This window comes from Mesorhizobium loti (genome assembly GCF_013170705.1).
Classification (GTDB): Bacteria; Pseudomonadota; Alphaproteobacteria; order Rhizobiales; family Rhizobiaceae; genus Mesorhizobium; species Mesorhizobium loti_D.
Window position 1 is genome coordinate 2,270,017 of the sequence record NZ_CP033334.1, and the last position, 25,729, is coordinate 2,295,745.

Below are 25,729 nucleotides of genomic sequence, written 5' to 3' on the forward strand. Positions count from 1 at the left end.
GTGGCTTTGCCGGCAAAGCCGGCTAAATCAGCGCGATTGTGGCTTTGTCCGCCGCGCGCGGGCGTCCAACTATCCCGTTGATCCAAACAGGTCCGGTCCATTTGACATCAGCTGGCGTTGCCGAGTCCGGCGGCGCGCAAGGCGCCGACCAGGCGTTCGGTCAGGTCGGCCGGATATTTTCGGTCGATGAAGGTCGCGCGCGGATTGGCGGCGAATCTCGGAAACTTGGCGCTCAGCTCATCGACCAGCTTTCGCGCTTGACCGTCCTGGCCGGAGATCTTGGCGCCGATCAGCCGGGCGGCGAGATAGTGCGATTTGGTTGCGGTCGTTCGCAGGGCGGAACTGGCGATGGCTGCCTTGTTCGTGTCGCCGAGCATGAGTTCGCCAGCGAAAAGCCCGAAATCCCACCAGGTCGGATGGCCGCTGGAGGCGTCCACCGCATGGGCCAGGATCGGCGTTCCCTCGGCGTACCGACCGGTGAAGATCAGCCCATAGCCATAAGCGGCGGCCATGGCGAGATCGTAGGGGTTGAGGTCATAGGCCTTGCGCATCCAGCGCAGGGCCTCGTCGGCGTTGCCGATACGCGAATTGATGTAGCCGTACGAGCGATGCGCGTAGGGGCTGGTCGGCCCCATCTGCACGGCGCGATGGGCGAATGTCACCGCCTTCTCGATCGTCGCGTCCGGCGGATAGGCGTAGTGGTCGTTCACAGCCTCCAGATGCAGCGAGGCAAGCTCCGAATAGACCAGCGGCGATCTGGCGCCATTGTCGGCAAGGGTTTCGAGGCAGCGATAGGCGGCCTCGTGCGTCTTGGCGTTCTGGTCGAGATAATATTTGTCGTTGAGCAACAGGCACTGCGTCAGGGCGGTCTGAATGCCGCTCTGCTCGATATAGCTGTAGATGGTGCCGGACGCGGGAAGGGCGGAACTCAGTATGCCGGCGATACGGTCCTCGACTGCCGATGGCGCGCTGTCGGCCGCGGTCAGGTTGCGTGACAAAAGCACCCGTCCGGTCGCCACGCTCTGCAATTCGATGGTGACGTCGCCAGCATCCGGTCCAGGCAGGACATCGAAGATGAAGCTTGTCGCGCTGGCGACCGAATCGGTCTTGTCGACCGTATCGCGACCGATGAAGTCGATCGTGTCGAAGCCACTTAGACCGGCGCGCAGCGCCGCGGCGACGCGGCTGGCGTCGGTGCCGCTGGCCTTGACGGCGATATAGACGAGCGGCAAGGCTTCGCTCGCAGGCGATGATGCAGTGCTGCTGCTCAGGCCTGCGGCCTCGACCGCGGCCGGCACGTCGCCGCCCGCGAGCAGCGCGCCGCTGCCCTGACGCATGATCAGAACTCCGAGCATGGCGATCACCAGGGCGATCGCCATCCAGAAGAACCTGAGATGGCGCGCCACCGAGGGGGCGGCAGAGGGCACGATAGAGGGCAATGCCGCGGCAGGGGCATCGCCGGATGGTTCGGGCGGAGCAGTCGCCGGTTCGGCCTGTCTGGCAGGTTCCACGGTTTCCGGCAAACGGATCGCGTTGAGCTCATAGGCCGGGACGTAACCGCCGCGTGGAATGGCGATGCGGACGGGCTCGGCGATGCCTTCATTGGCGAAATACTGCTGCAGCAGTTCGCGCAGTCTGCCTGCCTGCACGCGCACCACGGCATCGGTCGACGGATCGAAATCGCCGTCCTTGCCGAAGACGTCCATGGCGATGGAAAAGCCCTTCAGCCTGTCGGCTTCGCCGGCCTGCTCGCGTTCGACGAGATAACGGATCAGTTTGCGCGCACGCTCGGACCGTCCGAACGTTTCGCTGGCAAGCAGTCGCTCCAGTGTCTCGCGCACTGCGGGGGCGGCAGGCGTGGCATGCTGCAAGTGTCGATCCTCTCGAAGTCGGCACAGGGTGAGGCACGATCATATAGTGCCCCCATCGCCACACAAGTATGCAGCCCTTATGCGATCGCGTACCTAACCGGATAATTTTCCGGTGGTTAATGACCGGGGCCGCCGCCGATCGCCGAACGATGCGGGTTGATATCGCCAAGCCTTTGTTCCGGCTTGAAAAAATAGCGGCGCGAGAGCCAGTCGAAGCTCTCGCGCCGATAACCGGCAAATGCTACTTGGCCTTGCGGCCGACGATGCGGTTGGCGGCCGAAGTCACCGCTTCCAGCGATGCGGCGACGATGTTGGTGTTGATGCCGGCGCCGAACAGTTTGCCGCCGGGATATTCCATCTCGACGTAGGAAATGGCCGACGCGTTCGAGCCGCGCTGCATCGAGTGCTCGGAGTAGTCGAGCACCGACATCTCGACGCCGACATGGCGCGACAGAGCGTCGACGAAGCCGTCGATCGGACCGGTGCCGGTGCCTGATATGGTCACTTCCTTGCCGTTGTCGAGGATGACCGCCTCGACAACGCGCCGGCCCTTCACCTCGGTATCGGGATAGGTGTGGTGGTCGAGGAATTTCAGGCGCGCGCCCGGCTGGTCGACATAGGTCTCGAGGAAGCGTTCATGAATGCGTTTGGCCGGAACCTCCTTGCCTTCGGCATCGGTGATCGCCTGGATCGCCTGGCTGAACTCGATCTGCAGATTGCGCGGCAGGTTCAAGCCGTAATCGGCCTGCAGCACATAGGCGATGCCGCCCTTGCCCGACTGCGAGTTGATGCGAATGATCGCTTCGTAGCTGCGGCCGACATCGGCCGGGTCGATCGGCAGATAGGGCACTTCCCACAGGCTGGTGTTGGCCTTCTTCAAGGCCTTCATGCCCTTGTTGATCGCATCCTGGTGCGAGCCGGAAAAGGCCGTGTAGACGAGCTCGCCGACATAGGGGTGACGCTCGGGGATCTTCAGCTGGTTCGAATATTCATAGACGTCCTTCATCCGGTTGATGTCGGAGCAGTCGATGCCCGGATCGACGCCTTGCGTATACATGTTGAGCGCCAGGGTGACGATGTCGACATTGCCGGTGCGCTCGCCATTGCCGAACAGCGTGCCTTCGACGCGGTCGGCGCCGGCCATCAGGCCGAGCTCGGTGGTGGCGATGCCGGTGCCGCGGTCATTGTGCGGATGCAGCGAGATGATCAGATTTTCACGGTTGTCGAGATTGCGGCACATCGATTCGATGCGGTCGGCATAGACGTTTGGCGTCGACATCTCGACCGTCGACGGCAGGTTGATGATCAGCTTGTTGTCTGAAGTCGGCCTGACGATCTCGGTGACGGCGTTGCAGATCTCCAGCGCCACTTCGAGCTCGGTGCCGGTAAAGCTCTCCGGCGAATATTCGAAACGGTAGCCGCCGCCGGCCTTGGCCGCCATGTCGGTGATCATCTTGGCGGCGTCGGTGGCGATGCGCTTGATGCCGCCGACATCTTTTTCGAAGACGACGCGGCGCTGCAATTCGCTTGTCGAATTGTAGAAATGCACGATCGGGTTGGTGGCGCCCTTCAGCGCTTCGAAGGTGCGGGTGATCAGCTCAGGCCGGCACTGCACCAGCACCTGCAGCGATACGTCGGCGGGGACGTTGCCTTCCTCGATGCACCAGCGGGCGAAGTCGAAATCGGTCTGCGAGGCCGAGGGGAAGCCGATCTCGATTTCCTTGAAGCCCATGTCGAGCAGCAGGCCGAACATGCGCGCCTTGCGCTCATGACCCATCGGATCGATCAGCGCCTGGTTGCCGTCGCGCAAATCGACCGAGCACCAGATCGGCGCCTTGTCGATCACCTTCGAGGGCCAGGTCCGATCGGTGAGGCCCACGGTCGGATAGGGCTGATATTTGCTGGCCGCATCCGGCATGCCGCGGGCTGACCCTGTCGTGCCCTGGGCCGACCCGGTCATGCCGTTCGGAGCATTCTTGCCGGCTACCGCGGCATCAGGGCGGATTTCTTCTCGTGCGTTCATCGTCTTGTTCTCCCGGCGGCCCTCGGATCCGTCTTGGACGGATGGGTGGCGAGTGGCGCCTTTACCAGATTTTCGTTCGCTTGATATGACTGCCAAGGAGCATGCGCTTGCGCGGCGGTTCGACCGCCGGGCGCTCCTTCAGCGAACCCGGCGATCGCCGATAAGGCCGAGAAGAAGCAGGGTCGAGGCAAACGCGCGCACGGTCTCGCCGGCAAAGCCGGTCTGACGGGAAGCGGTGGTGGCGCGCGTGTTCATGCCGGCTCTCATACAGGAGCGGCCCGTGAGAGGCAAGCGGGCCGGGATCCGTCGATTGTTATCCCTGATGCGGGTGCTCTTTCCCGCGCGCCGCAAATGCGCCAGACTTGGGCGCCGGAGGGTTGCGGTGCACCATCGCCGGGAAGGGGGTCGTCCATGAATTTCGTGTTCTTCTCGCCGCATTTCCCCGCCAACGGCGCCGATTTCTGCGACCGGCTGAAGAAGGCGGGCGCCACCGTGCTCGGCATTGGCGATGCGCCCCATGACGCGCTGGACGGCAAGCTGAAGGCAGCGCTTTCGGAATATTACCGTGTCGCCGACATGGAGGACTACGATGCGGTGTTCCGGGCGATAGGCCATTTCATCCACAAATGGGGCCGCATCGACCGCTTCGAATCGCTCAACGAGCACTGGCTGGAACTGGAAGCCAACATTCGCACCGATTTCAACATCTACGGCACCAAGCTCGATTTCGTGAAGAACCTGAAGCGCAAGAGCCGCATGCGCGCCTTCTTCCGCAAGAGCGGCGTCGAGACGATCGCGCAGCGCAAATGCTCCGACCGCGCCGGCGCCATGACCTTCATCCGCCGCGTCGGCTATCCCGTCGTGGTGAAGCCGGATTCGGGCTCCGGGGCTTCGAACACCTTCAAGATCTCCAACGCCAGGGAGCTCGACCAGTTCTTCCGGGACAAGCCCGAGGACGTGACCTTTGTCATGGAGCAGTTCATCGAAGGGCTGGTGGTGACCTATGACGGGCTGGTCAACCGCGACGGCGAGGTGGTGCTGGCGGCCAGCCACCGCTATGACCAGAGCGTCATGGAGGTGGTCAACAAGGACCGCCACATGAGCTACACCTGCTTTCCCCGGATCCGACCTGTCGTCGAGGAGGCCGGACGCAAGATCCTGAAGGCGTTCGACGTGCGCGAGCGCTTCTTCCACATCGAGCTGTTCGAGACCAGGGACGACCGGATCATCGCGCTGGAGGTCAACATGCGGCCGCCCGGCGCCTGGATGACCGATGCGATCAACTACACGTTCGATATCGACGTCTACGCGGCATGGGCCGATATGGTGGTCAAGGACGCCGCCGGCGGGCCCTATGAGGGCAAATATTTCACCGCCTATGCCAGCCGCAAGCGGCACCTCCACTATTTGCACAGCCATGAGGACGTGCTAGCGGCGCACCGCGACAAGATCGTCCACCATCAGCCGATAGAAGAGGTTTTCAGCCGCGCCATGGGAAATTACGCCTACCAGATGCGCTCGAAGGATCAGGCTGATCTGCGTGAAGCGGTCGCCTATATCCATGCGGAAAAGGCCTGAAGGCGATGGACATCTCCTATCATAAGCATTTCTCGGGCAAGCTCGGCCGCGACATGGAATACAAGCGCTACGGCCATGCCGGCCGGCCGGTGGTGGTGTTCCCGACCTCGCAGGGAAGGTTCTATCAGTTCGAGGATTCCGGCGGGGTCGGCGCACTGGCCGAATTCGTCGACACCGGCCGCATCCAGCTGTTCACGGTCGACGGCGTCGATTCTGAATCCTTCTTCGACAAGCATCACGACGCCGCGCAGCGCATCGCCCGGCACGAGGCCTATTTCCGCTACGTGCGCGAGGAGGCACTGCCGGAATTCTTGTCCACCGCGGCGGCCGCCAATGGCGGGCGCAAGCTGAAGCCGTTGTTTTCAGGCTGTTCGATGGGCGGCTACCACTCCTCGAACTTCGTCTTCCGCTTTCCGGAGCTGGCCAGCGGCGTCATCTCGTTGTCGGGTGTCTATTCGGCCCGCGATTTCTTCGGCAAGGCGCTGGAGGGCGATATCTTCTACAACTCGCCGCTCGACTATCTGCCCGGCATCGTCGACCCCAAGCTGCTGGCCCGGCTGAAGGCGCTGAGGCTGATCTTCTGCTCCGGGCAGGGCGCCTGGGAAGAGCGCATGCTGGTCGAGACGCGCCAGCTGGAGCAGATACTGCGCGACAAGTCGATTCCGGCCTGGGTCGACTATTGGGGGGGCGATGTCAGCCATGACTGGCCATGGTGGCACAAGCAGCTGGTCTATTTCTTCGGCCGCTGGCTGGATGATGACCTGATGCACAGGCTCGACTGAGGTCCATTGACATCCAGCGGCGGGTCGACTGCCTCGCCATCACTTGGCGGACGCCTGGGCAACTTACCCTTCCTGGCAGACCGGCAGCGAAACAGTCTCGTGTTCAGTCGCCGATCCGCGCCGCAGGCCGAGGAAGACGACAAGGGCGGTGGCGATGGTGATTACGGCCAGCACGACCAGCAGCCGATCGAACGCCGTCTCATAGGCTTGCACCAGCACGCCGGCATTGGCCAATGGCAGATGTTGCGCCGTTTCACCGACATTGCCGGTGACAAGCAACTGCGCCGCGGCGGCCGTATCCGCGGAAGATACGCCTCGAGGAGCGAGTTGTGTCGCGGTGAAGCCCGACAGGGTCGCCATGACGATGGCCAGCGCCACGCCCTCGCAGGCGACACGGGTGGTGTTGAAGATGCCGACCGCCATGCCGGCGCGCTCCTTCGGCACGACGCTGACGGCGAGCCCGTCCATCAATCCCCAGGGTAGAGCGATGCCGACGCCGATCAGCATCAGCGGCGCCACCAGAGCGACGGCAACCGGTGGTGTCAGGCTCAGCCAGACGAGGCCGGCGGCGGCGATGAGCAGACCGACGCCGCAGATCGTGGCCGGTGCTATCCAGCGCGCCAATTGGCCGGCGAGCAAGGGCAGGATCAGCAGTGGCCCCGACAGGCAGATCATCAATTGTCCGGCCTTGACCTCGCTCATTCCCTGGATGCCGATGAAGCGGATCGGCAAAAGCACCAGCAGGACGACGAAGCCATAGGCTGGTGCCGCCGCCAGGAACTGGACGCCGACGAAGCGGGGAAAGCGAAACAGGGTGAGATCGAGCATCGGCCGGCGCACGCGCCGCTCAACGATGATGAAGGCCGCGAAGAAGAGCACTGCCGCCACCAGCAACGCGATGACGACGGGATCGGTCCAGCCGACCTGCGGCGCCTGCAGCACACCATAGGTCAGCGCGGCCAGCGCGATGGTGAAGGTGCCGGCTCCCGCCCAGTCGAGCACGGTCGCATCCGGGTCGCGCGATTCCCTGATGGTGCGCAGGCCGAGGGCTGCCGCCGCGATCGCGAGCACTGCCACCAGAACAAGGATCGACCGCCAGCCGAATGCGGAGATGAGCAGGCCCGAGGCGATGGGGCCGAAGGCCAGGCCGATGCCGAAACTGGTGCCGAGGAAGGAGAAGGCGCGCAGCCGCAGCGGCCCTTCGAATTCCTGGGCAAGTGCCGAGGCGCCGCCGGCGAAGGCCAAGGCACTGCCGATCCCTTGCGCGGCCCTGAACATGTCGAACCAGGCGATGTCGGGCGCCAGCATCGCGCCGAGTGATGCCACGACAAAAAGGCAGAGGCCGGCAAGGAAGACGCGTTTGCGGCCGTGGTTGTCAGCCAGCGCTCCCGATGCCATCAGGCCGGCGCCGAAGGTCAGCATGAAGGCGTTTGTCACCCAGTTGAGTGCGATCGGGCTGCCGCCGAGATCGGCAGCGATGCGGGAGAGCGCGACGGCCGGGCCGGTGAAGGTCAAGGGCATCGTCATCGCGGCAAGGCATACCGACAAGAGCACGAGCCATCTCGCGGTCGGGCCGGTTGTGGTCTGCAAGGTCATGGATTTTCCTATCTGAAGAAGCATCGCCGGCATGGCGCGTGGGTTGCGGCGCCGGTCGCAGCCACAAGATAGGTCGGTGGCCTTTCAGGAAAAATGCTACTATATCTCCTGATATACCGGACTGAAACGCTCGAATGGGAACGCGATGGATCGTCTCAGTGGCCTCCTGGCTTTCGCCCGCACGGCCGAACTCGGCAGTTTCATCGCCGCCGGGCGTGCGCTCGGCATCTCCGCCTCCGCCGTTGGCAAGAGTGTCGCCAGGCTCGAACAGGAACTCGGCGTGCGCCTCCTGCAACGCAGCACAAGACGCATCGGGCTGACGGAAGAGGGCAGGCTGTTCAACGAGCGGGTGCGCCGCATCCTCGACGACATCGACGATGCCGAGGCGATGCTGTCGCGGACGCGGGAGATGCCGCACGGACGGCTGCGGGTCTCGACCCCGATCGTCACCTATCATCTGCTGCTGCCGGTGTTGTCGGAGTTCATGGCCCGCTATCCCGAGATCGAACTCGATATCGATTTCAACGATCGCATCGTCGATGTCATCGAGGAAGGCATCGACGTCGCCATCCGCAGCGGCGAGCTGCCGGATTCCCGCCTGGTGGCGCGTCCGCTCGCACCGTTCCGGCTGCTGTTGTGCGCCGCGCCTTCCTACCTTGAGCGTCATGGCACACCGAGGGTGCCGGCGGATCTCGCCCGGCATTTCGGCATCCGCTTCCGCTTCCCCAACAGCGGCAAGCTGCAGGAGTGGCCGTTCATCGCCGATCGCTCCGACCCACGCTCGATGCTGACCTGCAACAACATGGAAGCCTTGAAGGGCGCCACGATCGCCGGCCTTGGTATCGGCTGCATGCCCGATTTCCTGGTCCGGGAAGCGTTGCGTGACGGCAGGCTGTGCACCGTGCTGGACGATCATGTCGATGGCCGTGGCCAGTTCCGGATGCTGTGGCCGTCCAATCGCCATTTGTCGCCGAAGGTGCGCGTCCTCGTCGATTTTCTTCCCGAGCGCCTCGCCGTGGTGCGATAGGCAGGCCCAGGGGGCACGGCCTTCGGCCGGCCCGGGGTCACGGCCACAGGCCGGCCCGGGGTCACGGTCTTCGACCGGCCAGAGGTCACGGTCTTGTGATTTCAGATGCGAAGTTAAACTTTGAAGTTTAGCTTCGTATCTAGTAGAAGCCCGCCATGAAAGATCAATTGCCCCCGCAGGACGACCCCGAAGCCGCGCATGCGCTGGCCCTGGCGGCCGAGCTTCGGGTGGTGGCCGGCAGGCTGATCCGGCGGCTGCGCGAACAGGCCGATACCGGTGATCTGACCACGTCGCAGAAGTCGGCGCTGCTGCATCTGGAGCGCGAGGGTCCGGCGACGGTGACGACGCTGGCGCGCGCCCAGGACATGCGTCCGCAGTCGATGGGCGCCATTGTGTCGGCTCTGCAACTGGCCGGTCTGGTGGAAGGCGCGCCGGATCCGGCCGATGGCCGGCAGGTCCTCCTGTCGCTTACGTCTGCTTGCCTGGACATGATCGCGACCGGGCGGGCGGCACGACAGGACTGGTTGTTCCGCGCCATCCAGGCGAACCTTGACCGCGAGGAGCAGGAGCAACTCGCGGGCGCCGTCGAATTGTTGAAACGGCTCGCTGACTCCTGACCCTTCAATATCCACGATCCACGCCGCCCTTCGATCGCCGAAAGGAAGCATAATGGCAGTCACCACGCTTGACCCGAAGACCGCACTCATCGTCATCGATCTGCAAAAGGGCATCGTTTCGCTACCCTGTGCCCATCCCATCGGCGACGTCGTACAGCGGGCCGGCGCGCTCGCCGACGCGTTCCGCGGCCGCGCCTTGCCGGTCGTGCTCGTCAACGTCGCCGGCGCCCCTTCGGGCCGGACGGAGCAGGCGCCGCGCGTGCGGGAATTTCCCGCCGGCTGGACTGATCTTGTCCCTGAGCTGAAGCAGCAGCGGTGGGATCACATCGTGACCAAACGCACTGTGGACGCCTTCGTCAACACCGGCCTCGAAGCCTGGCTGAAGGGCGAGGGCGTCACCCAGGTGGTGATATCAGGCGTCTCCACCAGCATGGGCGTCGAAGCGACCGCCCGTCACGCGCGCGATCTCGGGTTCAACGTTACGCTCGCCATCGATGCCATGACCGATATGAACCTCGATGCCCACACCAACAGCATCGGGCATATTTTCCCCAGGCTGGGCGAAAACGGCACGACACGGGACATCCTCGATCTCTTGGACAAGGGAGGTGCCTGACAATGCAATGGATCGACTGTGTGTCCTATTTCCTTGGTGGCGCCGTGCTGACGAATGCCGTGCCGCATTTCGTCAGCGGCGTGATGGGGCGGCCTTTTCAAAGCCCCTTCGCCCAGCCGCGCGGCCAGGGCCATTCCTCCTCGACAGTGAATGCCCTGTGGGGATTTCTGAACCTGGCGGTCGGTTATCTCCTGGTGGTCCGTGTCGGAGATTTCGACCTGCGATCCACGGCTGATGTCGTCGCATTGGGTTTGGGCACCCTCCTCATGGGGGTAGCAATGGCGCGCATGTTCGGCCGCTTCAACGGCGGCAATGCCCCGGCCGACGGATGAGCGACCCGGCAAAAGGCACGTTCCGTTCGCTGGCCAATTTCAACTACCGGATCTGGGCCGGCGGCGCGATCGTGTCCAATGTGGGAACCTGGATGCAGCGCACCGCCCAGGACTGGCTGGTGCTGACCCAACTGACCCACAACAACGCGACCGCCATGGGTGTGGTGATGGCGCTGCAGTTCGCGCCGCAGATCCTCTTGCTGCCATGGACGGGCTTTGCCGCCGATCATCTCGACCGGCGCAAGCTGCTGTTCGCCACGCAAGCCGCCATGGGCCTGATCGCGCTCGGTCTTGGCCTGCTCACCGTCGCTGGGCTCGTCCAATTGTGGCACGTCTATGTGTTCGCATTCCTGCTTGGCTGCACGACGGCGTTCGACGCACCAGCGCGCCAGACCTTCGTCTCAGATCTGGTCGGCGAGACGGATCTGTCGAATGCCGTGGCGTTGAATTCCACCTCGTTCAATGTCGCGCGCATGATCGGCCCTGCCGTCGCCGGCACCCTTATCGCCTCCGTCGGCTCCGGCTGGGTGTTCCTGATCAACGCGGCATCGTTTGCCGCTGTCCTTGCCTCGCTCGGCCTGCTCCGCCTCAGTGAGCTTCACCTGAAGGACAAGACGCAGCGGAGCCGCGGCAGCCTTGCCGAGGGTTTTGCCTATGTCTGGAAGCGTCCTGACCTTAAAGCCGTCCTTTTGATGCTTTTCCTGATCGGCACGTTCGGGCTCAACTTCCCGATCTTCATTTCGACCATGTCAGTTTCCGTCTTTCACGCGGGTGCCGGCCAGTATGGGCTGTTGACGTCGACCATGGCGATCGGATCGGTCACCGGGGCATTGCTGGCGGCCCGGCGCGAGCAGCCCCGCCTGGCGTTTCTTCTGGCGGGTGCCGCGATCTTCGGCCTTGGCTTCAGCCTGGCCGCGATCATGCCCAATTACTGGCTGTTCGGCCTGGCGCTCGTTGTCATCGGCGTCTCGGCCCAGACGATGACCACTTCGACCATCGGCCTGGTGCAGCTTTCGACCGAACCTGCCATGCGCGGGCGTGTGATGGCGATCCTGCTGGCCACAACGCTGGGCGGTACCGCTCTCGGCGCCCCGGTGGTCGGCTGGGTGGCCGATGATGTCGGTCCACGCTGGGCGCTTGGCGTGGCCGCCATTGCCGGCTTTGCTGCGGCTCTCGTCGGGGTTCGCTATCTCGCGAGGTATCGCCGCTTGCGCGTGCGGATCGAGGCCGGACGTCTCCGCTTCGATCACGATGATGGCAAAGCCGAGCCGGCGGAGGCCGGATAGGGTCTTCTCCGGCGTCCCGATAGATATGAATACTTAGGTAAAGTTTTTGGTGGAAACCCCGGCGACGCGGTGGCATGCTCCGTGATGGCAACGAGGCCAGGATTTTTCGGCGGCTTCGTTTGAAGCGCTATCGAGTGGGGGTTGCCACGCGACAGGCATGTGGTCACCGCCTATTGGCGCCGCGGCGCGCAAGGCGAGAATGGCGGCGGCGAGGAATAGGGCGCCGATGGCGCTGAGGCCGATCAATCCCGGATGCTCCTGGCCACCAGGCGCGCGACGCTCGGGCCGACGAGCAGCACGAGCAGGAAGCGCGCTGACTGCAGCGCCATGACGAAAGAGATGTCGACGTTCTGCGCCGCGGCGGCAATGATGGCCACGCTGTCCATGCCGCCGGGGCTGGTCGCCAGATAGGCCGTCAGCGGATCGATGCCCAGGAGATGGCTGATCAGGAAGGCGAGCCCGCCACAGAATGCGATCAGCGCCACGATCGAGGCGATGATCTGGGGCAAGGCCCGCGTCGCATGGCGCAGGATCGGCCTGGTGAAATTCAGCCCGATCGACCAGCCGACCATGGCGTAGCTGACAGCCAGCAACCAGGGCGGCAACTGCATCTCGACACCCAGGCCGAGATGGATGACGCTGCCGAAGATGAAGGTGCCGAGGAAGAAGGGCGAGGGCAGCCGGCAGAGCTTGCCCGCCAGGCCGCCGACCAGCGCGATTCCTGATGTGGCGGCGAAGGCCTGGGCATCGATCGGCGGAAACCAGATGATGGGCGGTATTTCGATGCCCGACGTGTCGACCCACATCTTGGCGACGATGGCGGCCGTCATCGAAACGAAGATGACGCGCAGATACTGCATGAAGGCGACGAGGCGCTGGTCGGCGCCGAAGGCGCCCGCCATCAGCACCATGGCGGTGGCCGCGCCCGGCGAGGAACCCCAGACGGCGGTGGTGCCGGGCAGGATGCGCCAGCGGCTGATCAGCCAGCCAAGCAGGCTGGAGGCCGCGACCGTGGCGATTACAACGCCCAGGAACAGCGGCCACTCGGCGTAGAAGACGGGAAAGATGTCGGCCGAGATCGATGCGGCGACGAGACAGCCGACAATGGCCTGGGCGGAGCCGAACAGCAGGCGCGGCACGCGCACCGTGGCGCCATTGGTGCCGGCGACGATCGCCGCCAGCATCGGCCCGATCAGCAGCGCCGCCGGCAGAGCGGCGAGCTCGAGCGCACCGGCAAACAGGGTGGAGATGGCGAGCAGGACCAGCCATTGCCAAGGCTTGCCCATCCGCGCCATGCGCTCGGTGGCAGGCTGGTCCGGGGGTGGAGACTCGGCCGAGGAATCCATTCTTCGGTCTTAGACCTGGAGCGGCGTGATGCGAACCCCGCAATGCCGAGAAATGAAGCGCGATTCCAAAGCCTTGATCAGAACTTTCGGATGGGACCAGGGTAACGAGCCACAATATCGTCCGTTGTCGGCAGGGTAATGCCTTCCACGATTGCCATCACGGGTCGCTAGGACTGAGCTTGCGAAACCCGCGGCTATCACCGTTCACCGTATCGATATGACGCGAGATCTGTGCTCGGAGCAGGTATCGAGCCGTCCGTCCGGCTCAGCCCGTCTTGCCGTCGACCAACCCGAAGCCGCCGACGGGGTGGGTCTCCACCTGGAACTCGAAGCCGGCGATGAACGGTCGGGCCTTGGCGATGGCCGCCTGGACTTCCGGAAGCTGCAGTGAAGTCTTGTGACTTTCGGCGTCGGTCCACACTTCGGTGACCCAGATCGCATCGGCATCGGCCGGATCGGTGGCGATGATGTAGCTGAGGCAACCCGGCAAGGCGCCGGTGCTGTCACGCAGCACATCCATGACCGCGTCGCGCTGGCCGCGCGCCGCCCGCATCTTGCCGATCAGTCCATACATTCCTTCGCCTCCCTTTGAAGTCTCCGACAAGAGTATATGGGTCACCAGTATGCAATTGCCCGGTCACGGCATCAACTGGCCGCCATTCACCTCGATCACCTGGCCAGTGATGTAGCCGCTCAAGAGATCGGACGAGAGGAACAGATAGGCGCCGACGCAGTCTTGCGCCGTGCCGGCCCGCCCCTGCGGAATTGTGGCGACCATGCCCTTGATCTGCTCCTCGGTCGAATAGCGCTCGTGGAACGGGGTGAGAATGGTGCCAGGCGCCACGGCGTTGACGCGGATGCCGAAGCCGATCAGCTCCTTGGCCATGCCGCGCGTCACATTGGAGACGAAGGCCTTGGCCGACCCGTAGAGACCGGCACCGCCGCCCGCGCCATTGCGCGCGGCTATCGAGGAGGTGTTGACGATGAAGCCGCCCTGCTTCTTCAGCCACGGGATTGCCTTTCGAGAGGCGGTCAGCACCGAGCGCGCGTTGAGGTCCATCACCGCGTCGTAATGTGCTTCGGTCTGCTCGGCGTAGGGAACCCGGCCGAGCATGCCGCCGGCATTGTTGACCAGTCCGTCGAGACGGCCGAAATGCCGCGCACTGTCCTCGACAACGCGTTCGACATCGGCGGGCAAGGAAAAATCACCCTGGACGAGGAAGACCTCGCCGCCGCTGTCGCGAATGGTCTTGCCCAGTTTCTCGGCGGCCTCTTGGCTTGAATTGTAATGCAGCGCCACCTTGGATTTCTGGGCGGCATAGGCCAGTGCGAGTGCCGCGCCTATGCCGGTCGAGGCGCCGGTGACCAGCACCGCCTTGCCGGCGAGATCGGGGATGGTAAGCGCGGTCGTGGTGGGCACTGTCGGTCCTCCGGAGGGTTCAACGGGAGCTGCCGTTCCAGGTCCCATGGCCGAGACTGTGCACTATGGCCGTAGATAGGCATAGCCCTGGCTTTGCAGTTCCGCGAGCTTGACGACGCCGCCCTTGTCGGCGGCATGGAAGCCGTCGAGCAGGTCGGCGAGCGAAATGTCCATGCCTTGCATGGTGTTGGCGCAGGCCTGCGGCTCGAGCCCCTGCCGCATCAGGCCGGCGAAGCGGCCGGAGACCGCGGCCGATATGCCCTTCGACTTGAAGGCGGCCAGCGCCGGGCCATGCACCACCAGCACGATGTCGACATTGCCGCCGGTGCCCTCATAGTGGTTCTTGATGTTGCCGAGCACGAAATTGACCTTGTCCACATCGCTCAGGTGATAGGCGACCTTCAGCCTGGCGGGCTCGGTGGCCGCCGCCCGCACCGCCCGCAAGCCAAGAAACGTTGCGGTTCCGGCAAGAACCGCGCGGAACATGTCACGCCGGCGCATGGCTTCCTCCTCCAATTTCACCGCGATTTGCATGGCTCCGGCCGCAATACTAGCATAAATTGACGCTGCGTCCTGTCGATGCGGGGAGGGGTCACGTGACGTTCAGGGCAGGGGAATGGAAGATAATTGCGGGCGCTGGATTTGGCGTGGTGCTGCTCTGTTTGTTGTCGGGCACGGCTGTCGCCGGCGACACGCTTAAACTGAGGGAACTCAGCCCGAACGGGGCGGATGCCTGTTTCGGCCGGGTCTATGACGCGGCCCATCTCAAGGTGCATCCGAAGCAGAAGGTGACGCGGATCTTCTTCTACTACGGCCATGATCCGGTCAGCCGGCCGAACGAAGAGCCCACGGCAAACGCCGTCACGTCGTACAATGGCTTTCTCTCCACCACGGTGCGTGGCGCCAAGGCGCCGGAATGGGCCGGCGGCTGGTGCAATCATGAATCCGGGGACGGCACATCAGGTCCAATCCGCTGCGGCATGGATTGCGACCGTACGCTGGCCTCGCTGAAGGTCGACGACAAGGGCCGGCTGCTGCTTTCTGACCTGTCCTCCGATATCTACCTCGATCCGGACTCGGAGGAGCAGCTTGGCAAGGCGGAATACAACCGCCAGGCGCTCGGCCCGGAGGATGACAATTTCCGCCTCGACCCGATGCCGGCCGCGACCTGCAAGGCCGAGTTCGCACGCATCGATCCCATCGATCCGGCGCTCGGGGACCCGTTGCGCGTGCGGCTGAAGCCGGACCAGCCGTTCTGCTATGGGCGGGACTATGACGCGGCGCATATGAGTTCGCACCCCAACCAGCTGACGCAGTCGATCCGGGTGTTCCGCGGACCCGTGGAACTGGCATCCTTCGCCTCAGGGGGCGACGCCGCCAACTGGCCCGACGGCGCTGACATTGCCGTCTCAGTGACGGCCAGAAAGAATGGCGCCAAGGTCACGCAGACCTATTCCTGCCAGGGCGAGGCCGACCAGTGGCGTTGCGCCGCGAGTGCGAAGATGAGCAATTTCTCCTGCGACATCGCGCAGAAGGAGATCTTCCTCAAGCGCGGCGCCAACGGCATGATGATGCTGGCCAACCCCAATAGCAGCCTGGCGATCGTCGATCTGTGCTCGAAGGCCGCCGACGGCAAGACGAAGTCGGACGACAAGGTCTATCGGCTGGAGCCTATGCCGCAATCGGCCTGCGCACCTTGAGCTCGGATGGAGGAGCGCAAATGGATAAGGCGAAGGTCTTTTGGTCTGGCCGATCGCAAGCGGTACGTCTGCCGAAGAAATATCGTTTCGAAACCAGCGAGGTTTCAATCCGCCGCGAGGGCCGAGCGGTCGTTCTCGAACCGCTTGCGCAGGATTGGGGCTGGCTCGACCGTCTGACTGGACCGCTTGACGATGATTTTGTCGAGGCGGCCTTAGACGGCCGATAGCGACGAATTACTCGGCGCGGACGTTTTCGGGAGCTAAGCCTATCGCCTCGTCATCCTCGGGTCTTCGCGACGGAGCTTCGCTCCTGCTCCGCCCGTGGATGACGAAGTCGAGAGGCTTCGGCTAAATTTCCAAGGTCGTACCAGGAATCGCGTCAGGCGAAAGGCACGGCGGTCGTACCCTTGGGCAACTTCGCCTCATCGTCGGGCTCGACATGGATGGTGACGCGCACCGAGGGGATTTCGGCTTTCAGCGCGTCCTCGATGCGGTCGCAGATGACGTGGCTGGCGCCGACCGACATGTCGGCGTCGACGACCAGATGGAACTCGATGAAGGTGGCGCGGCCGGCGATGCGGGTCTTGAGGTCGTGCACCTCCAGCGCGCCCTTGCAGTTGGCCGAGATGATGTCGCGGATGCGCATATGTTCCTGCGTGTCGACGGCGCGGTCCATCAGCCCGTTCATCGACGACCCGATGACGTGCCAGCCCTGCCACAGGATGTTGAGCGCGACGATGACGGCAAGGGCTGGATCGAGGATCTGCCAGCCGGTCAGGATCGCCCCGACCAGGCCGCCGAAGACGCCGATCGAGGTCACCACATCGGTCATGATGTGATTGCCGTCGGCGACCAGCGCCGGCGACTTCTCGGCCCGGCCGACGCGGATCAGCGTCCAGGCCCAGAAGGCATTGATGGCGGTGGCGACGCCATTGATGGCAAGTCCTTTCCAGGGCTGCTCGAGCGGCGCCGGCGTTTGCCAGGAGCGCCAGACTTCGTTCAGGATCAAAAGCGCGGCGACGACGATCAGCACGCCTTCAAGCACGGCCGAGAAATACTCGGCCTTGTGATGGCCGAACGGGTGGTCCTGGTCGGCCGGCTTGTAGCTGACCTGGATCGCCCAGAAGGCGGCGACCGAGGCAATGACGTTGACGATGGATTCCAGCGCGTCCGAATAGAGCGCGACGGAGCCGGTGACGTACCAGGCGGCGACCTTCAGCGCGAGTACGACAAAGGCGATCACGATCGACCAGAAGGCAAGGTTGGCGACCTTGCGCTTGCCGGCGGCTTTCGTCGCGATCGTCATGGCGTTCTCGGCTCCGACCATTTCGTCAGGCTGCCTTTTCCTTTGCCTTGCGCGGCAAATGGGCGACGATGTTCTCGATGATGCGCATGCCGGCATTGTGGCCGAGCGTCATGATCGATTCCGGGTGGAACTGCACCGCGGCGATCGGCTCCTTGCGATGTTCGAAGGCCATGATCACGCCGTCCTCTGTCTCCGCCGTGACGATGAAGTCATCGGGCAGCCGCACCGGATCGGCGAAGATCGAGTGGTAGCGGCCGACGGTGACTTCCTTGGGCAGGCCGGAGAAGATGATGCCCGGCTTGGAGACGCGGATGCGCGAGGGTTTGCCGTGCATCGGGATATGCAGCTGCCGCAGTTCCCCGCCATAGGCCTCGGCCAGCGCCTGCAGGCCGAGGCAGACACCGAAGATCGGCAGGTCGCGGGCGCGCGCCTTCTTGATGGTGGCGGCGCAGTCGAAATCCTTCGGCGTGCCGGGTCCGGGCGATAGTACGACGAGATCCGGCTTCAGCCGCTCGAAGACTTCCTCCGGCACCGGCGTGCGCACGGTCGAGACATTGGCGCCGGTCTGGCGGAAGTAGTTGGCCAGCGTGTGGACGAAACTATCCTCGTGGTCGACGAGCAGGATGTTGACGCCGTCGCCGACGCGCGCGGTGGTGCGCTCGGTGCTGGCGGAATTGCCCGTCTTGGCGTCGCGGATGGCGGAGAGCATGGCGGATGCCTTCAATTCGGTTTCGGCTTCTTCTTCCTCGGGGATGCTGTCGAACAGCAATGTGGCGCCGGCGCGCACCTCGGCGATGCCGTCCTTGATGCGGATGGTGCGCAGCGTCAGGCCGGTGTTCATGTCGCCGTTGAAATTGACCATGCCGATGGCGCCGCCATACCAGGCGCGGGGGCTTTTCTCGTTCTGCTCGATGAAGCGCATCGCCCACAGTTTCGGCGCGCCGGTGACGGTGACCGCCCAGGCATGCGAGAGGAAGGCATCGAAGGCATCCATGCCTTCGCGCAGCCGGCCCTCGATATGATCCACGGTATGGATCAGGCGCGAATACATCTCGATCTGGCGGCGGCCGATGACGCGTACCGAGCCCGGCTCGCAGACCCGCGACTTGTCGTTGCGGTCGACGTCCGAGCACATTGTGAGCTCGGATTCGTCCTTCTTGGAGTTGAGCAGCTTCAGGATCTGCTCGCTGTCGGAAATGGCGTCGTCGCCGCGCTTGATGGTGCCGGAGATCGGGCAGGTCTCGACACGGCGGCCGTTGACGCGCACGAACATTTCCGGCGAGGCGCCGATCAGGTATTCGCCTTCGCCCAGATTGATGAAGAACGAATAGGGCGAAGGGTTGATCGACTTCAGCTTGCGCGAAATCTCGGATGGCTGCGTCTCGCAACGCTCGTAGAACATCTGGCCGGGAACGACCTCGAACAGGTCGCCGCGCTTGAACGAGTCCATCGCGCGCCGCACAAGGTTGGCATATTCGCCGGGCTCATGGTCGCCGCGCGGCGGGATGCGGTCGGCGGTCTGGAACGGCTCGGCGATTTCGTCGCGCTGCAAGCCCTCGGTCGAAAAACCCTCGCCTGAATAATCATAGCGGTCGGTCCAGGCCTTGGCCGAATAGTGGTCGACGACCAGGATCTCGTCAGGCAGGAACAGCACCAGGTCGCGCTGGCTCTCCCTGCGCTCGAGCTTGTAGTCGACCGGGTCGAACTGGAAGGCCAGGTCGTAGCCGAAGGCGCCATAGAGGCCGAGATTGGCGTCTTCCGCCGTTTTGAACAAAGCGGTGATGGCACGCAGCACGGTAAAGACCGAAGGCACGCGGCTGCGTTCCTCTTCAGTGAAGACACGGCCCGGTTTGGCGACATCGAGGCGGATCAGCTTGCTGGTCGTCTCGGCGATGGTGACATCAGCCAGGCCGCTCAGCGTCTTGCCGATGACCGGCAACAGCGCTTCGCCACGCCCGTTCAGCGCCTCGATGCGCATGGCGCGACCGCGCGCGGAGATGACCAGAGGCGGGTCGATGATGGCCGTGTCCCAGCGCGTATAGCGGCCGGGATATTCGTAATTCGAGGAAAACACGGCACCGCGGCGCGAATTCAGCCCGTCGACGTAAGTGTCGATCGCGCCTGCATAGGGCCGGTCGTGGCGCTCGCGGGTGATGGTGATGCCACCTGCGGTCACGAAGCTTTCCGCGCCGTTTTCCAGAACCTTCATCGTCATTGCCGTCTCCATCTGGCTTGTTGGGCAACGGACCCGGGACTGGCTTGGAAAAAACAAATGGCCGCCCGGACTTTCCGTTGCGGCCACCCTCTCTTTTCACGCACGCGCGTTCGAACAGGCCGCTGTCAGCAGGCCCACCACCAAATGGTCTTGGTCGAACGCATGTTCATGGCAAAATCCATAGCGGCGAAAAACTGGATGCGCAACTGATTTGAAAAGCCTCTTCGGTGGCCGCCGCTTCCCAGGCTCATGGCACATCGCCAGGGCCGGCGGTCGCGTCTAGGCTGGACCTTCAACACTGCGAAGACGGGAAACACCAATGACCGAACAGGCCGAGCGCGCGCGGACGTTCCATTCCCTTCACGTCAAGGGCAACCCCATCGTTCTCTACAATGCCTGGGATCCGGGCTCTGCCAAGATCGTCGAGAAGGCCGGCGCCAAGGCCATCGCTACCGGAAGCTGGCCGGTCGCGGCAGCGTTCGGCTATGCCGACGGCGAGAAGATCCCGCTGGAGCTGGCGCTCGACAATATCAAGCGTATCGTGGCGGCGGTAGACCTGCCGGTGACGATGGACCTCGAAGGCGGTTATGGTGTCGAACCGGGGGTCGTTGCCCAGACGGTGACACAGGCCTTGCAGGCTGGTGCCATCGGCTTCAATTTCGAAGACCAGATCGTTGGCGGCATGGGCCTGCACGACATCGGCATGCAGGTGAAGCGGGTCGAAGCGGCCGCCGCTGCCGTCAAGGCCTCCGGTATTCCGGCTTTCCTCAACGCCCGCACCGACATCTTCCTCAAGGCCAAGCCCGATGCGCATGACAAGGCGCTGCTCGACCAAGCGATCGAGCGGGCGCATGCCTATGAAAAGGCCGGAGCAAGCGGCTTCTTCGCGCCGGGTCTCGGCGACGAGGGCCTCATCGAGGCGCTCTGCAAGGCCACGGCACTGCCGGTCAACATCATCGCATTGGCACATGTGCCGCCGCGCCAGCGGCTGGCCGAACTCGGCGTCGCCCGTATCAGCCATGGCCCGGTGCCCTACCGGCAGATGGCGGAATGGCTGGAGGCCAAGGCGCGGCTGGCCATTTCTGGCTAGGTCAATCCTCGAGCGTACCCGACCTTGCGTCGGCGCTCTTCCTGTCGCCGACCAGCTTCAGAAGATCCTCGCCGGCGCGGATGATGCGGCGCGAGCGGCGGGTCAGGATGATGCCGTCCTGCGGCGCGAACACTTCCGTGCGGCCATCGGCTTCGCCCGGCGCGTGGACGATGGTGGCGAGGCGCGTGCCCCTGGCGACACGGTCGCCGGGCTTGACGTCATAGAGCACAGCACCCGCCCGGGGCGCGGGCATCATATCGATGTTTTCCAGGGGGGCCACGGTGCCGGTGAAGGGGCCGGGTGCGGGGAGCGCGCTGTCGGCGATCACGCCGCGCGCCACCAGCAGCCGGTAGAGGCCTTCGGCATCGGCTTTGGCCAGGACGCCATCGACATCGAGGATGCCGCGATACTCGACCGTGGTGGCGACACGGCGGTCGAACTTGGCCACATCGGCGGGAACGTTCTGGTACGGCATGATCGAAGCGCCCTCGAAGGTGCCGTCGGTATCCTCGCTCCACAGCACGACCGCATCGACGCCCATGGCTGCGGCGCAATCGGCCATGGCCGGCCACAGGCTGGTGTGGACGTAGAGATAGGCAAGACCTTCGTCATCGCAGTGCAGGTCGAGCACGATGTCGTGGCCCAGCGACAGCTGCACCAGGCGTGACTTCAGCCGCTGGTCGGCGCCGCCAAACGAGGTGTCCGGCAAGAGCTTGGCGTCGGGCGCCGCAAGCAGCGGAAAGCCGCGGTTGAAGTTGGTGCGGGTGCCCAGATGGAAGCGGCCCTGGTGCTCGCCGAAATGATATTGCGCGCGGCCGATCGGGTTGGCCCATGGCACGATGGTGATACTGCCCTTGATGCGGCCTTCGGCCTCCGCCTTGTTCAGCGCCGGCATCAGCGCGTCGATGGCGACGACGCCTGGCAGTTCACCGGCATGGAGTGCCGCCTGCAGATAGGCCGAGGGCGCCGCCTTGTCGCCGCCTGTGAAGCGGAATACCGGGAATTCGTAGGAAACGCCTTCGCTGTCACCGGCGATGCGTTCGATCGATTTCTGCATGACTTCCTCCATCAAGAGCAAGAAGACATGCCCATTTGAGGCTGTCGATGTCGATTGGTCCAGCCGGCCGCGCTATGGGCGCAAGCTTTCCATCCCTCTGACGGAAGAGAAGTCTATTCCGCGGCAGCCTGGAGCGGGACAGGCGCGCGCCGGTCCAATGCCTGCGACAGCACTGCCACGGTGACGGCCAGCAAGGCGAGCACCGCGCCGACCAGCGGCAGATTGGCGTAGGAAACGCCGGCCGACAGGGCCACGCCGCCAATCCAGGCGCCGCCGGCATTGCCGACATTGAAGGCGCCCTGGTTCAGCGTGGCGGCAAGGTTTGGCCCTTCCGAGGCCGCCTCGACGACGCGGATCTGCAGTGGCGGCACGACGACGAAGATGAGCAATCCCCACAGGAAGACGATGCCGACGGCCACACTTGCGATGGCGCCGAACTGCATGAAACCGACAAACAGCACCGCCATCAACAGCAGCGTGCCGATGACGGTCGGCATCAGCTTCCAGTCGGCCAGCCGCCCACCAATGATGTTGCCGATCGTCATGCCGGCGCCGAACAACAGGAGCACCCAGGTAACGGCGGAGGTCGACAGGCCGGACACGTCGGTCAGGTAGGGCTTGATGTAGGTGAACACGGCAAACAGGCTGGCCGAGGCCAGCGAGGCGATCAGCATCGCCAGCCAGACCTGCAACCTGCCGAGCACGCGCAACTCGCCGCGCAGGCCACCGCCGCTCGGCTCAGTGACATCGGACGGCACCAGCCAGGCGATGGCCGCGACCGAGATCAGACCGATGCCGACCACGGCGATGAATGTGGAGCGCCAGCCGAACGCTTCGCCAAGGGCTGTGCCGGCGGGAACGCCCAGAATGTTCGAAAGCGTCAGGCCGGCGAACATCAGCGCCATGGCGCTGGCGCGCTTGTTGCGCGGCACCAGGCTCGCGGCAACGACCGAGCCGATGCCGAAGAAGGCGCCGTGCCCAAAAGCGGTGAAGACACGCGCCGCCATCAGCGTCCAATAATCAGGCGCGATGGCGCAAAACAGATTGCCGACGACGAATGAAGCCGTCAGCCCGACCAGCACCGGCTTGCGCGGCAGATGCGCGGTGGCCATGGCGACGATCGGTGCCCCGAAGACGACGCCCAAGGCATAGCCCGTGACCAGCAGGCCGGCCGACGGGATCGACACGCGAAGGTCGGCGGCGACCTCCGGCAGCAGGCCCATGATGACGAACTCGGTGGTGCCGATGCAGAAAGACGCAATGGCAAGCGCAAGGATCGGCAAGGGCATGGGACGTCCAGACTGAATCGGTTCAATTTTTAGTCTGCGCGAGGAGCCGTGCCGGGCGCAATGTATATTGCTGCATTGCAGCGATGCAGAAAGCGTGGAGCAGATTGAAACGAGGCGCCGCAGCGCCTCGTTGGTGATCAGCCTTGGGGGAACAAGCTTTTCCCGATCATGGCGCCTTCGGCAAGGCATAGGCGATGATGTAATCGCCACGATCGGGTGACTGACGCGCGCCACCCGCCGACACCACGACGAACTGGCGGCCGCTTTCGGGCGAGGTGTAGGTCATCGGCGTTGCCTGCGCGCCGACCGGCAGGCGGCCTTTCCAAAGCTCCTCGCCGGTGGCGACGTCGATGGCGCGCAGATAGTAGTCCTGTGTGCCGGCATAGAAGACGAGCCCGCCCGCCGTCGTCACAGGGCCGCCGAGCGACGGCATGCCGATCGGGATCCGCAGGCCGGTCTTCATCTCGAGCGGGCCGGTGTCCTGCAGCGTGCCGGCCGGAATCTGCCAGACGAGTTTTCGCGTGTTCAGGTCGATGGCGCTGATCGTGCCGTAGGGCGGCTGGTGGCAGGGCACGCCGAGCGGCGACATGAAGCCGTTCTTGAGCGCGCCATACGGCGTGCCGAGCTGGGTGCCCAGACCGTCATGCGCCGCCGAGGGGCCATAATTGTCGGCCACGGCGCGCGGCAGCAATTCGACGAATTGCGGCATGCGGATATCGTTGACGATCAGGTAGCCGTTGGCTTCGTCGATCGAGGCGCTGCCCCAGTTCATGCCGCCATAATAGCCGGGAAACTGCAGCGAACGCGTCGGACCTGGAGGGGTGAACTCGCCCTCGTAGCGCAGCTTCTTGAAGCCGATACGGCAATAGAGCTGGTCGAACGGGGTGGCGCCCCACATGCTGGCCTCGGTGAAAGGCTGATCGCCGATCGAAGGCATGCCGACCGAATAGGGCTGGGTCGGCGACAGGAAATCCTCCTTGGCGCCGCCATCCTGCGGCACCGGCTTTTCCTGCACCTCGGCGATCGCCTTGCCGTCGCGGCGGTCGAGCATGAAGATCTGGCCGCGCTTGGTGACCTGGATCAGCGCCGGTACCTTTCCGCCCTTGCCGTCGGGCACGTCATAGAGCGCCGGCTGCGAGGGAAGGTCATAATCCCACAGGTCATGATGCACGGTCTGGAATTTCCAGCGCTCACGGCCGGTGGCGATGTCGAGCGCGACGACCGAAGCGGTGTAATCCTCCGCCGCCTTGCTGCGCTCGGCGCCGAAGAAGTCGGGCGTGGCGTTGCCGGTCGGCAAATAGACGAGGCCGAGCGCGTCGTCATAGCTCGGCGTCGACCACACGTTGGGCGTGCCGCGCGTGTAGCTCTGGCCTTCCGGCGGCAGTTTGGTGATCGCCGGATTGCCGAGGTCCCAGGCCCATACCAACTCGCCTGTCCTGGCGTTGAAGGCCCTGACGGCGCCGGACGGCTCGCCGGTCTCGACATTGTCCCAGACCCAGCCGCCGACCATGATCAGGTCGCGCATGACGGTGGGCGCCGACGTCTGGAAATAGAAACCGGCCTTCACCTCGCCCATGCCTTGCTTGAGGTCGACGGTGCCGCCCTGGCCGAAGTCGGCGCAGGGCTGGCCGGTCTTGGCATCGATCTCGATCAGCCGCGCATCGATGGTGGTCATGACGATGCGTCCGGCACAGACCGCTGGGGCGCCACTGGCCGCGGCTTCGGGCGCCGGCTCGTAGTAGCTGACGCCACGGCAGCGCTGCCACAGCGGCGCCGAAGCCTTCGGGTCGAATTTCCAGCGCGGCTCGCCGGTTTCGGCATTGAGCGCGTTGACGACATTTTTCGAGGAGCAGGTGTAGACCGTGTCGCCGATCTGCAGCGGCGTGTTCTGGTCCTCGGCGCCCTTGACCGGTATGTCGCCGGTGCGGAAGGTCCAGGCGACCTTGAGGTCCTTCACATTGTCCTTGTTGATCTGGCCGATCGGCGCATAGCGCGTACCGGCGGGCGTGCGGCCGTAATGGCGCCAGTCGGTGCTGGAGGCGGCCGCGGCAAGTGGCGGCGCTTCGCTGGCGGCGACCGTATCGCGGATCACGCCATGCGGCTGGAAGGCGTAGGCGGCGGTGGCGATCAGGCCGAGCACGAGGACACCGGCAACGGCGAACGGGCCGCGCTTGCCGCCGCCGGATGACGGGAACAGCGGCGCCAGCAGGAGGGCGATCACCGCCAGCACCGCTGGCGCGACCAGCCGCGGCACCAGCGGCCAGAAGTTCAGCCCAGCCTCCCACAATGCCCAGGCAATGGTGGCGAGGAAGATGAGGAGGTAGAGCCAGAAGCCCGCGCGCCGGCGCAAGGCGAAGAGGAAACCGGAAACGATGATGCCGGCGCCTGCCAGCGCGTAATACCAGGAGCCGCCAAGACCGATGAGCTGGACGCCGCCATAGAGCAGCGGCAGGCCGATGATCATCAGCACCAGGCCGAAAAGCACGAGCAGCCAGATGCCGCCAGAGCTGTTGGAATCTTGTTTCGACATATCGGTCCTCACGCTTTTCCGGGGCGGCGCCTCGCGGTCGCGGCGGCC

The 25,729-nt window shown here is 64.4% G+C and carries 23 protein-coding genes; 10 read left to right on the top strand and 13 right to left on the bottom strand.

Annotation, left to right across the window (positions count from 1 at the left end; all coding sequences use genetic code 11):
• Nucleotides 1-107: 107 nt before the first annotated feature.
• Complete coding sequence (locus tag EB815_RS11095) at nucleotides 108-1,871, bottom strand: tetratricopeptide repeat protein (RefSeq protein ID WP_056578109.1); 1,764 nt, start codon at nucleotides 1,869-1,871, stop codon at nucleotides 108-110.
• Nucleotides 1,872-2,112: 241 nt separating this feature from the next.
• Nucleotides 2,113-3,789, bottom strand: coding sequence for a 2-isopropylmalate synthase (gene leuA, locus EB815_RS11100; RefSeq protein ID WP_065005142.1), 1,677 nt, complete (start codon nucleotides 3,787-3,789; stop codon nucleotides 2,113-2,115).
• A 516-nt stretch (nucleotides 3,790-4,305) separates the two neighbouring features.
• On the opposite strand from leuA, the gene EB815_RS11105 reads away from it, so the two are divergent.
• On the top strand, nucleotides 4,306-5,472 hold the full coding sequence (locus EB815_RS11105) for an ATP-grasp domain-containing protein (RefSeq protein WP_056578107.1): 1,167 nt from the start codon (nucleotides 4,306-4,308) through the stop codon (nucleotides 5,470-5,472).
• 5 nt (nucleotides 5,473-5,477) lie between these two features.
• Entirely contained in the window at nucleotides 5,478-6,254 is a 777-nt protein-coding gene (locus EB815_RS11110; RefSeq protein WP_065005138.1) for an esterase family protein, read from the top strand.
• Nucleotides 6,255-6,317: 63 nt separating this feature from the next.
• On the opposite strand, the gene EB815_RS11115 is transcribed toward EB815_RS11110, so the two are convergent.
• Complete coding sequence (locus EB815_RS11115; RefSeq protein ID WP_056578370.1) at nucleotides 6,318-7,850, bottom strand: MFS transporter; 1,533 nt, start codon at nucleotides 7,848-7,850, stop codon at nucleotides 6,318-6,320.
• Nucleotides 7,851-7,995: 145 nt separating this feature from the next.
• On the opposite strand from EB815_RS11115, the gene EB815_RS11120 reads away from it, so the two are divergent.
• From EB815_RS11120 to EB815_RS11140, 5 genes are all read left to right on the top strand, one after another.
• Nucleotides 7,996-8,877, top strand: a complete 882-nt coding sequence (locus tag EB815_RS11120; RefSeq protein ID WP_056578102.1) for a LysR family transcriptional regulator — start codon at nucleotides 7,996-7,998, stop codon at nucleotides 8,875-8,877.
• 155 nt (nucleotides 8,878-9,032) lie between these two features.
• Nucleotides 9,033-9,494: a MarR family winged helix-turn-helix transcriptional regulator gene (locus EB815_RS11125; protein ID WP_056578100.1), complete on the top strand. Its 462-nt coding sequence runs from the start codon at nucleotides 9,033-9,035 to the stop codon at nucleotides 9,492-9,494.
• 52 nt (nucleotides 9,495-9,546) lie between these two features.
• On the top strand, nucleotides 9,547-10,110 hold the full coding sequence (locus tag EB815_RS11130; RefSeq protein ID WP_065005139.1) for a cysteine hydrolase family protein: 564 nt from the start codon (nucleotides 9,547-9,549) through the stop codon (nucleotides 10,108-10,110).
• A 2-nt stretch (nucleotides 10,111-10,112) separates the two neighbouring features.
• On the top strand, nucleotides 10,113-10,442 hold the full coding sequence (locus EB815_RS11135) for a hypothetical protein (RefSeq protein ID WP_056578096.1): 330 nt from the start codon (nucleotides 10,113-10,115) through the stop codon (nucleotides 10,440-10,442).
• A complete protein-coding gene (locus EB815_RS11140) occupies nucleotides 10,439-11,728 on the top strand; it encodes an MFS transporter (RefSeq protein WP_056578094.1) in 1,290 nt (429 codons plus the stop codon). Before EB815_RS11135 ends, EB815_RS11140 begins: the two co-directional genes overlap by 4 nt.
• A gap of 242 nt (nucleotides 11,729-11,970) precedes the next feature.
• On the opposite strand, the gene EB815_RS11145 is transcribed toward EB815_RS11140, so the two are convergent.
• The 4 genes from EB815_RS11145 to EB815_RS11160 form a co-directional block, all read right to left on the bottom strand.
• Nucleotides 11,971-13,074, bottom strand: coding sequence for an AbrB family transcriptional regulator (locus EB815_RS11145; RefSeq protein ID WP_056578092.1), 1,104 nt, complete (start codon nucleotides 13,072-13,074; stop codon nucleotides 11,971-11,973).
• Between the two features lie 265 nt (nucleotides 13,075-13,339).
• Nucleotides 13,340-13,648 (bottom strand): putative quinol monooxygenase, encoded by a 309-nt coding sequence (locus EB815_RS11150; protein ID WP_056578090.1) that lies wholly within the window; start codon nucleotides 13,646-13,648, stop codon nucleotides 13,340-13,342.
• A 63-nt stretch (nucleotides 13,649-13,711) separates the two neighbouring features.
• Entirely contained in the window at nucleotides 13,712-14,494 is a 783-nt protein-coding gene (locus EB815_RS11155; RefSeq protein ID WP_056578089.1) for an SDR family NAD(P)-dependent oxidoreductase, read from the bottom strand.
• Nucleotides 14,495-14,557: 63 nt separating this feature from the next.
• Entirely contained in the window at nucleotides 14,558-14,995 is a 438-nt protein-coding gene (locus EB815_RS11160; protein WP_056578369.1) for a DsrE family protein, read from the bottom strand.
• A gap of 95 nt (nucleotides 14,996-15,090) precedes the next feature.
• Here EB815_RS11160 and EB815_RS11165 point away from each other — a divergent pair, with 95 nt between their 5' ends.
• Both EB815_RS11165 and EB815_RS11170 read left to right on the top strand, forming a co-directional pair.
• Complete coding sequence (locus tag EB815_RS11165) at nucleotides 15,091-16,194, top strand: hypothetical protein (protein ID WP_056578087.1); 1,104 nt, start codon at nucleotides 15,091-15,093, stop codon at nucleotides 16,192-16,194.
• A 20-nt stretch (nucleotides 16,195-16,214) separates the two neighbouring features.
• Nucleotides 16,215-16,421 (top strand): antitoxin, encoded by a 207-nt coding sequence (locus tag EB815_RS11170; protein WP_065005140.1) that lies wholly within the window; start codon nucleotides 16,215-16,217, stop codon nucleotides 16,419-16,421.
• Between the two features lie 152 nt (nucleotides 16,422-16,573).
• On the opposite strand, the gene EB815_RS11175 is transcribed toward EB815_RS11170, so the two are convergent.
• From EB815_RS11175 to EB815_RS33945, 3 genes are all read right to left on the bottom strand, one after another.
• A complete protein-coding gene (locus EB815_RS11175) occupies nucleotides 16,574-17,521 on the bottom strand; it encodes a cation diffusion facilitator family transporter (RefSeq protein WP_056578085.1) in 948 nt (315 codons plus the stop codon).
• Between the two features lie 4 nt (nucleotides 17,522-17,525).
• Nucleotides 17,526-19,715, bottom strand: coding sequence for an anthranilate synthase (locus EB815_RS11180; protein ID WP_056578367.1), 2,190 nt, complete (start codon nucleotides 19,713-19,715; stop codon nucleotides 17,526-17,528).
• Between the two features lie 125 nt (nucleotides 19,716-19,840).
• Nucleotides 19,841-19,966 carry a hypothetical protein gene (locus EB815_RS33945; RefSeq protein WP_274534618.1) on the bottom strand — a complete coding sequence of 42 codons (126 nt, stop codon included), beginning with the start codon at nucleotides 19,964-19,966 and terminating at the stop codon, nucleotides 19,841-19,843.
• Between the two features lie 68 nt (nucleotides 19,967-20,034).
• On the opposite strand from EB815_RS33945, the gene EB815_RS11185 reads away from it, so the two are divergent.
• Complete coding sequence (locus EB815_RS11185; RefSeq protein WP_056578083.1) at nucleotides 20,035-20,805, top strand: isocitrate lyase/PEP mutase family protein; 771 nt, start codon at nucleotides 20,035-20,037, stop codon at nucleotides 20,803-20,805.
• Nucleotide 20,806: 1 nt separating this feature from the next.
• Here the strand turns inward: EB815_RS11185 and EB815_RS11190 are convergent, their stop codons facing one another.
• From EB815_RS11190 to EB815_RS11200, 3 genes are all read right to left on the bottom strand, one after another.
• Complete coding sequence (locus EB815_RS11190) at nucleotides 20,807-21,862, bottom strand: succinylglutamate desuccinylase/aspartoacylase family protein (protein WP_056578365.1); 1,056 nt, start codon at nucleotides 21,860-21,862, stop codon at nucleotides 20,807-20,809.
• A 113-nt stretch (nucleotides 21,863-21,975) separates the two neighbouring features.
• Nucleotides 21,976-23,151: an MFS transporter gene (locus EB815_RS11195; protein WP_065005141.1), complete on the bottom strand. Its 1,176-nt coding sequence runs from the start codon at nucleotides 23,149-23,151 to the stop codon at nucleotides 21,976-21,978.
• 166 nt (nucleotides 23,152-23,317) lie between these two features.
• A complete protein-coding gene (locus EB815_RS11200) occupies nucleotides 23,318-25,681 on the bottom strand; it encodes a membrane-bound PQQ-dependent dehydrogenase, glucose/quinate/shikimate family (RefSeq protein WP_056578079.1) in 2,364 nt (787 codons plus the stop codon).
• Nucleotides 25,682-25,729: the final 48 nt, after the last annotated feature.

What these genes read in the sequence shown, in the direction of transcription:
- leuA (WP_065005142.1), bottom strand. Translation starts at nt 3,789, where the DNA reads ATGCCGGATGCGGCCAGCAAATATCAGCCCTATCCGACCGTGGGCCTC.
- EB815_RS11105 (WP_056578107.1), top strand. Translation starts at nt 4,306, where the DNA reads ATGAATTTCGTGTTCTTCTCGCCGCATTTCCCCGCCAACGGCGCCGAT.
- EB815_RS11110 (WP_065005138.1), top strand. Translation starts at nt 5,478, where the DNA reads ATGGACATCTCCTATCATAAGCATTTCTCGGGCAAGCTCGGCCGCGAC.
- EB815_RS11115 (WP_056578370.1), bottom strand. Translation starts at nt 7,850, where the DNA reads ATGACCTTGCAGACCACAACCGGCCCGACCGCGAGATGGCTCGTGCTC.
- EB815_RS11120 (WP_056578102.1), top strand. Translation starts at nt 7,996, where the DNA reads ATGGATCGTCTCAGTGGCCTCCTGGCTTTCGCCCGCACGGCCGAACTC.
- EB815_RS11125 (WP_056578100.1), top strand. Translation starts at nt 9,033, where the DNA reads ATGAAAGATCAATTGCCCCCGCAGGACGACCCCGAAGCCGCGCATGCG.
- EB815_RS11130 (WP_065005139.1), top strand. Translation starts at nt 9,547, where the DNA reads ATGGCAGTCACCACGCTTGACCCGAAGACCGCACTCATCGTCATCGAT.
- EB815_RS11135 (WP_056578096.1), top strand. Translation starts at nt 10,113, where the DNA reads ATGCAATGGATCGACTGTGTGTCCTATTTCCTTGGTGGCGCCGTGCTG.
- EB815_RS11140 (WP_056578094.1), top strand. Translation starts at nt 10,439, where the DNA reads ATGAGCGACCCGGCAAAAGGCACGTTCCGTTCGCTGGCCAATTTCAAC.
- EB815_RS11145 (WP_056578092.1), bottom strand. Translation starts at nt 13,074, where the DNA reads ATGGATTCCTCGGCCGAGTCTCCACCCCCGGACCAGCCTGCCACCGAG.
- EB815_RS11150 (WP_056578090.1), bottom strand. Translation starts at nt 13,648, where the DNA reads ATGTATGGACTGATCGGCAAGATGCGGGCGGCGCGCGGCCAGCGCGAC.
- EB815_RS11160 (WP_056578369.1), bottom strand. Translation starts at nt 14,995, where the DNA reads ATGCGCCGGCGTGACATGTTCCGCGCGGTTCTTGCCGGAACCGCAACG.
- EB815_RS11170 (WP_065005140.1), top strand. Translation starts at nt 16,215, where the DNA reads ATGGATAAGGCGAAGGTCTTTTGGTCTGGCCGATCGCAAGCGGTACGT.
- EB815_RS11175 (WP_056578085.1), bottom strand. Translation starts at nt 17,521, where the DNA reads ATGGTCGGAGCCGAGAACGCCATGACGATCGCGACGAAAGCCGCCGGC.
- EB815_RS11180 (WP_056578367.1), bottom strand. Translation starts at nt 19,715, where the DNA reads ATGACGATGAAGGTTCTGGAAAACGGCGCGGAAAGCTTCGTGACCGCA.
- EB815_RS33945 (WP_274534618.1), bottom strand. Translation starts at nt 19,966, where the DNA reads ATGAGCCTGGGAAGCGGCGGCCACCGAAGAGGCTTTTCAAATCAGTTG.
- EB815_RS11185 (WP_056578083.1), top strand. Translation starts at nt 20,035, where the DNA reads ATGACCGAACAGGCCGAGCGCGCGCGGACGTTCCATTCCCTTCACGTC.
- EB815_RS11190 (WP_056578365.1), bottom strand. Translation starts at nt 21,862, where the DNA reads ATGCAGAAATCGATCGAACGCATCGCCGGTGACAGCGAAGGCGTTTCC.
- EB815_RS11195 (WP_065005141.1), bottom strand. Translation starts at nt 23,151, where the DNA reads ATGCCCTTGCCGATCCTTGCGCTTGCCATTGCGTCTTTCTGCATCGGC.
- EB815_RS11200 (WP_056578079.1), bottom strand. Translation starts at nt 25,681, where the DNA reads ATGTCGAAACAAGATTCCAACAGCTCTGGCGGCATCTGGCTGCTCGTG.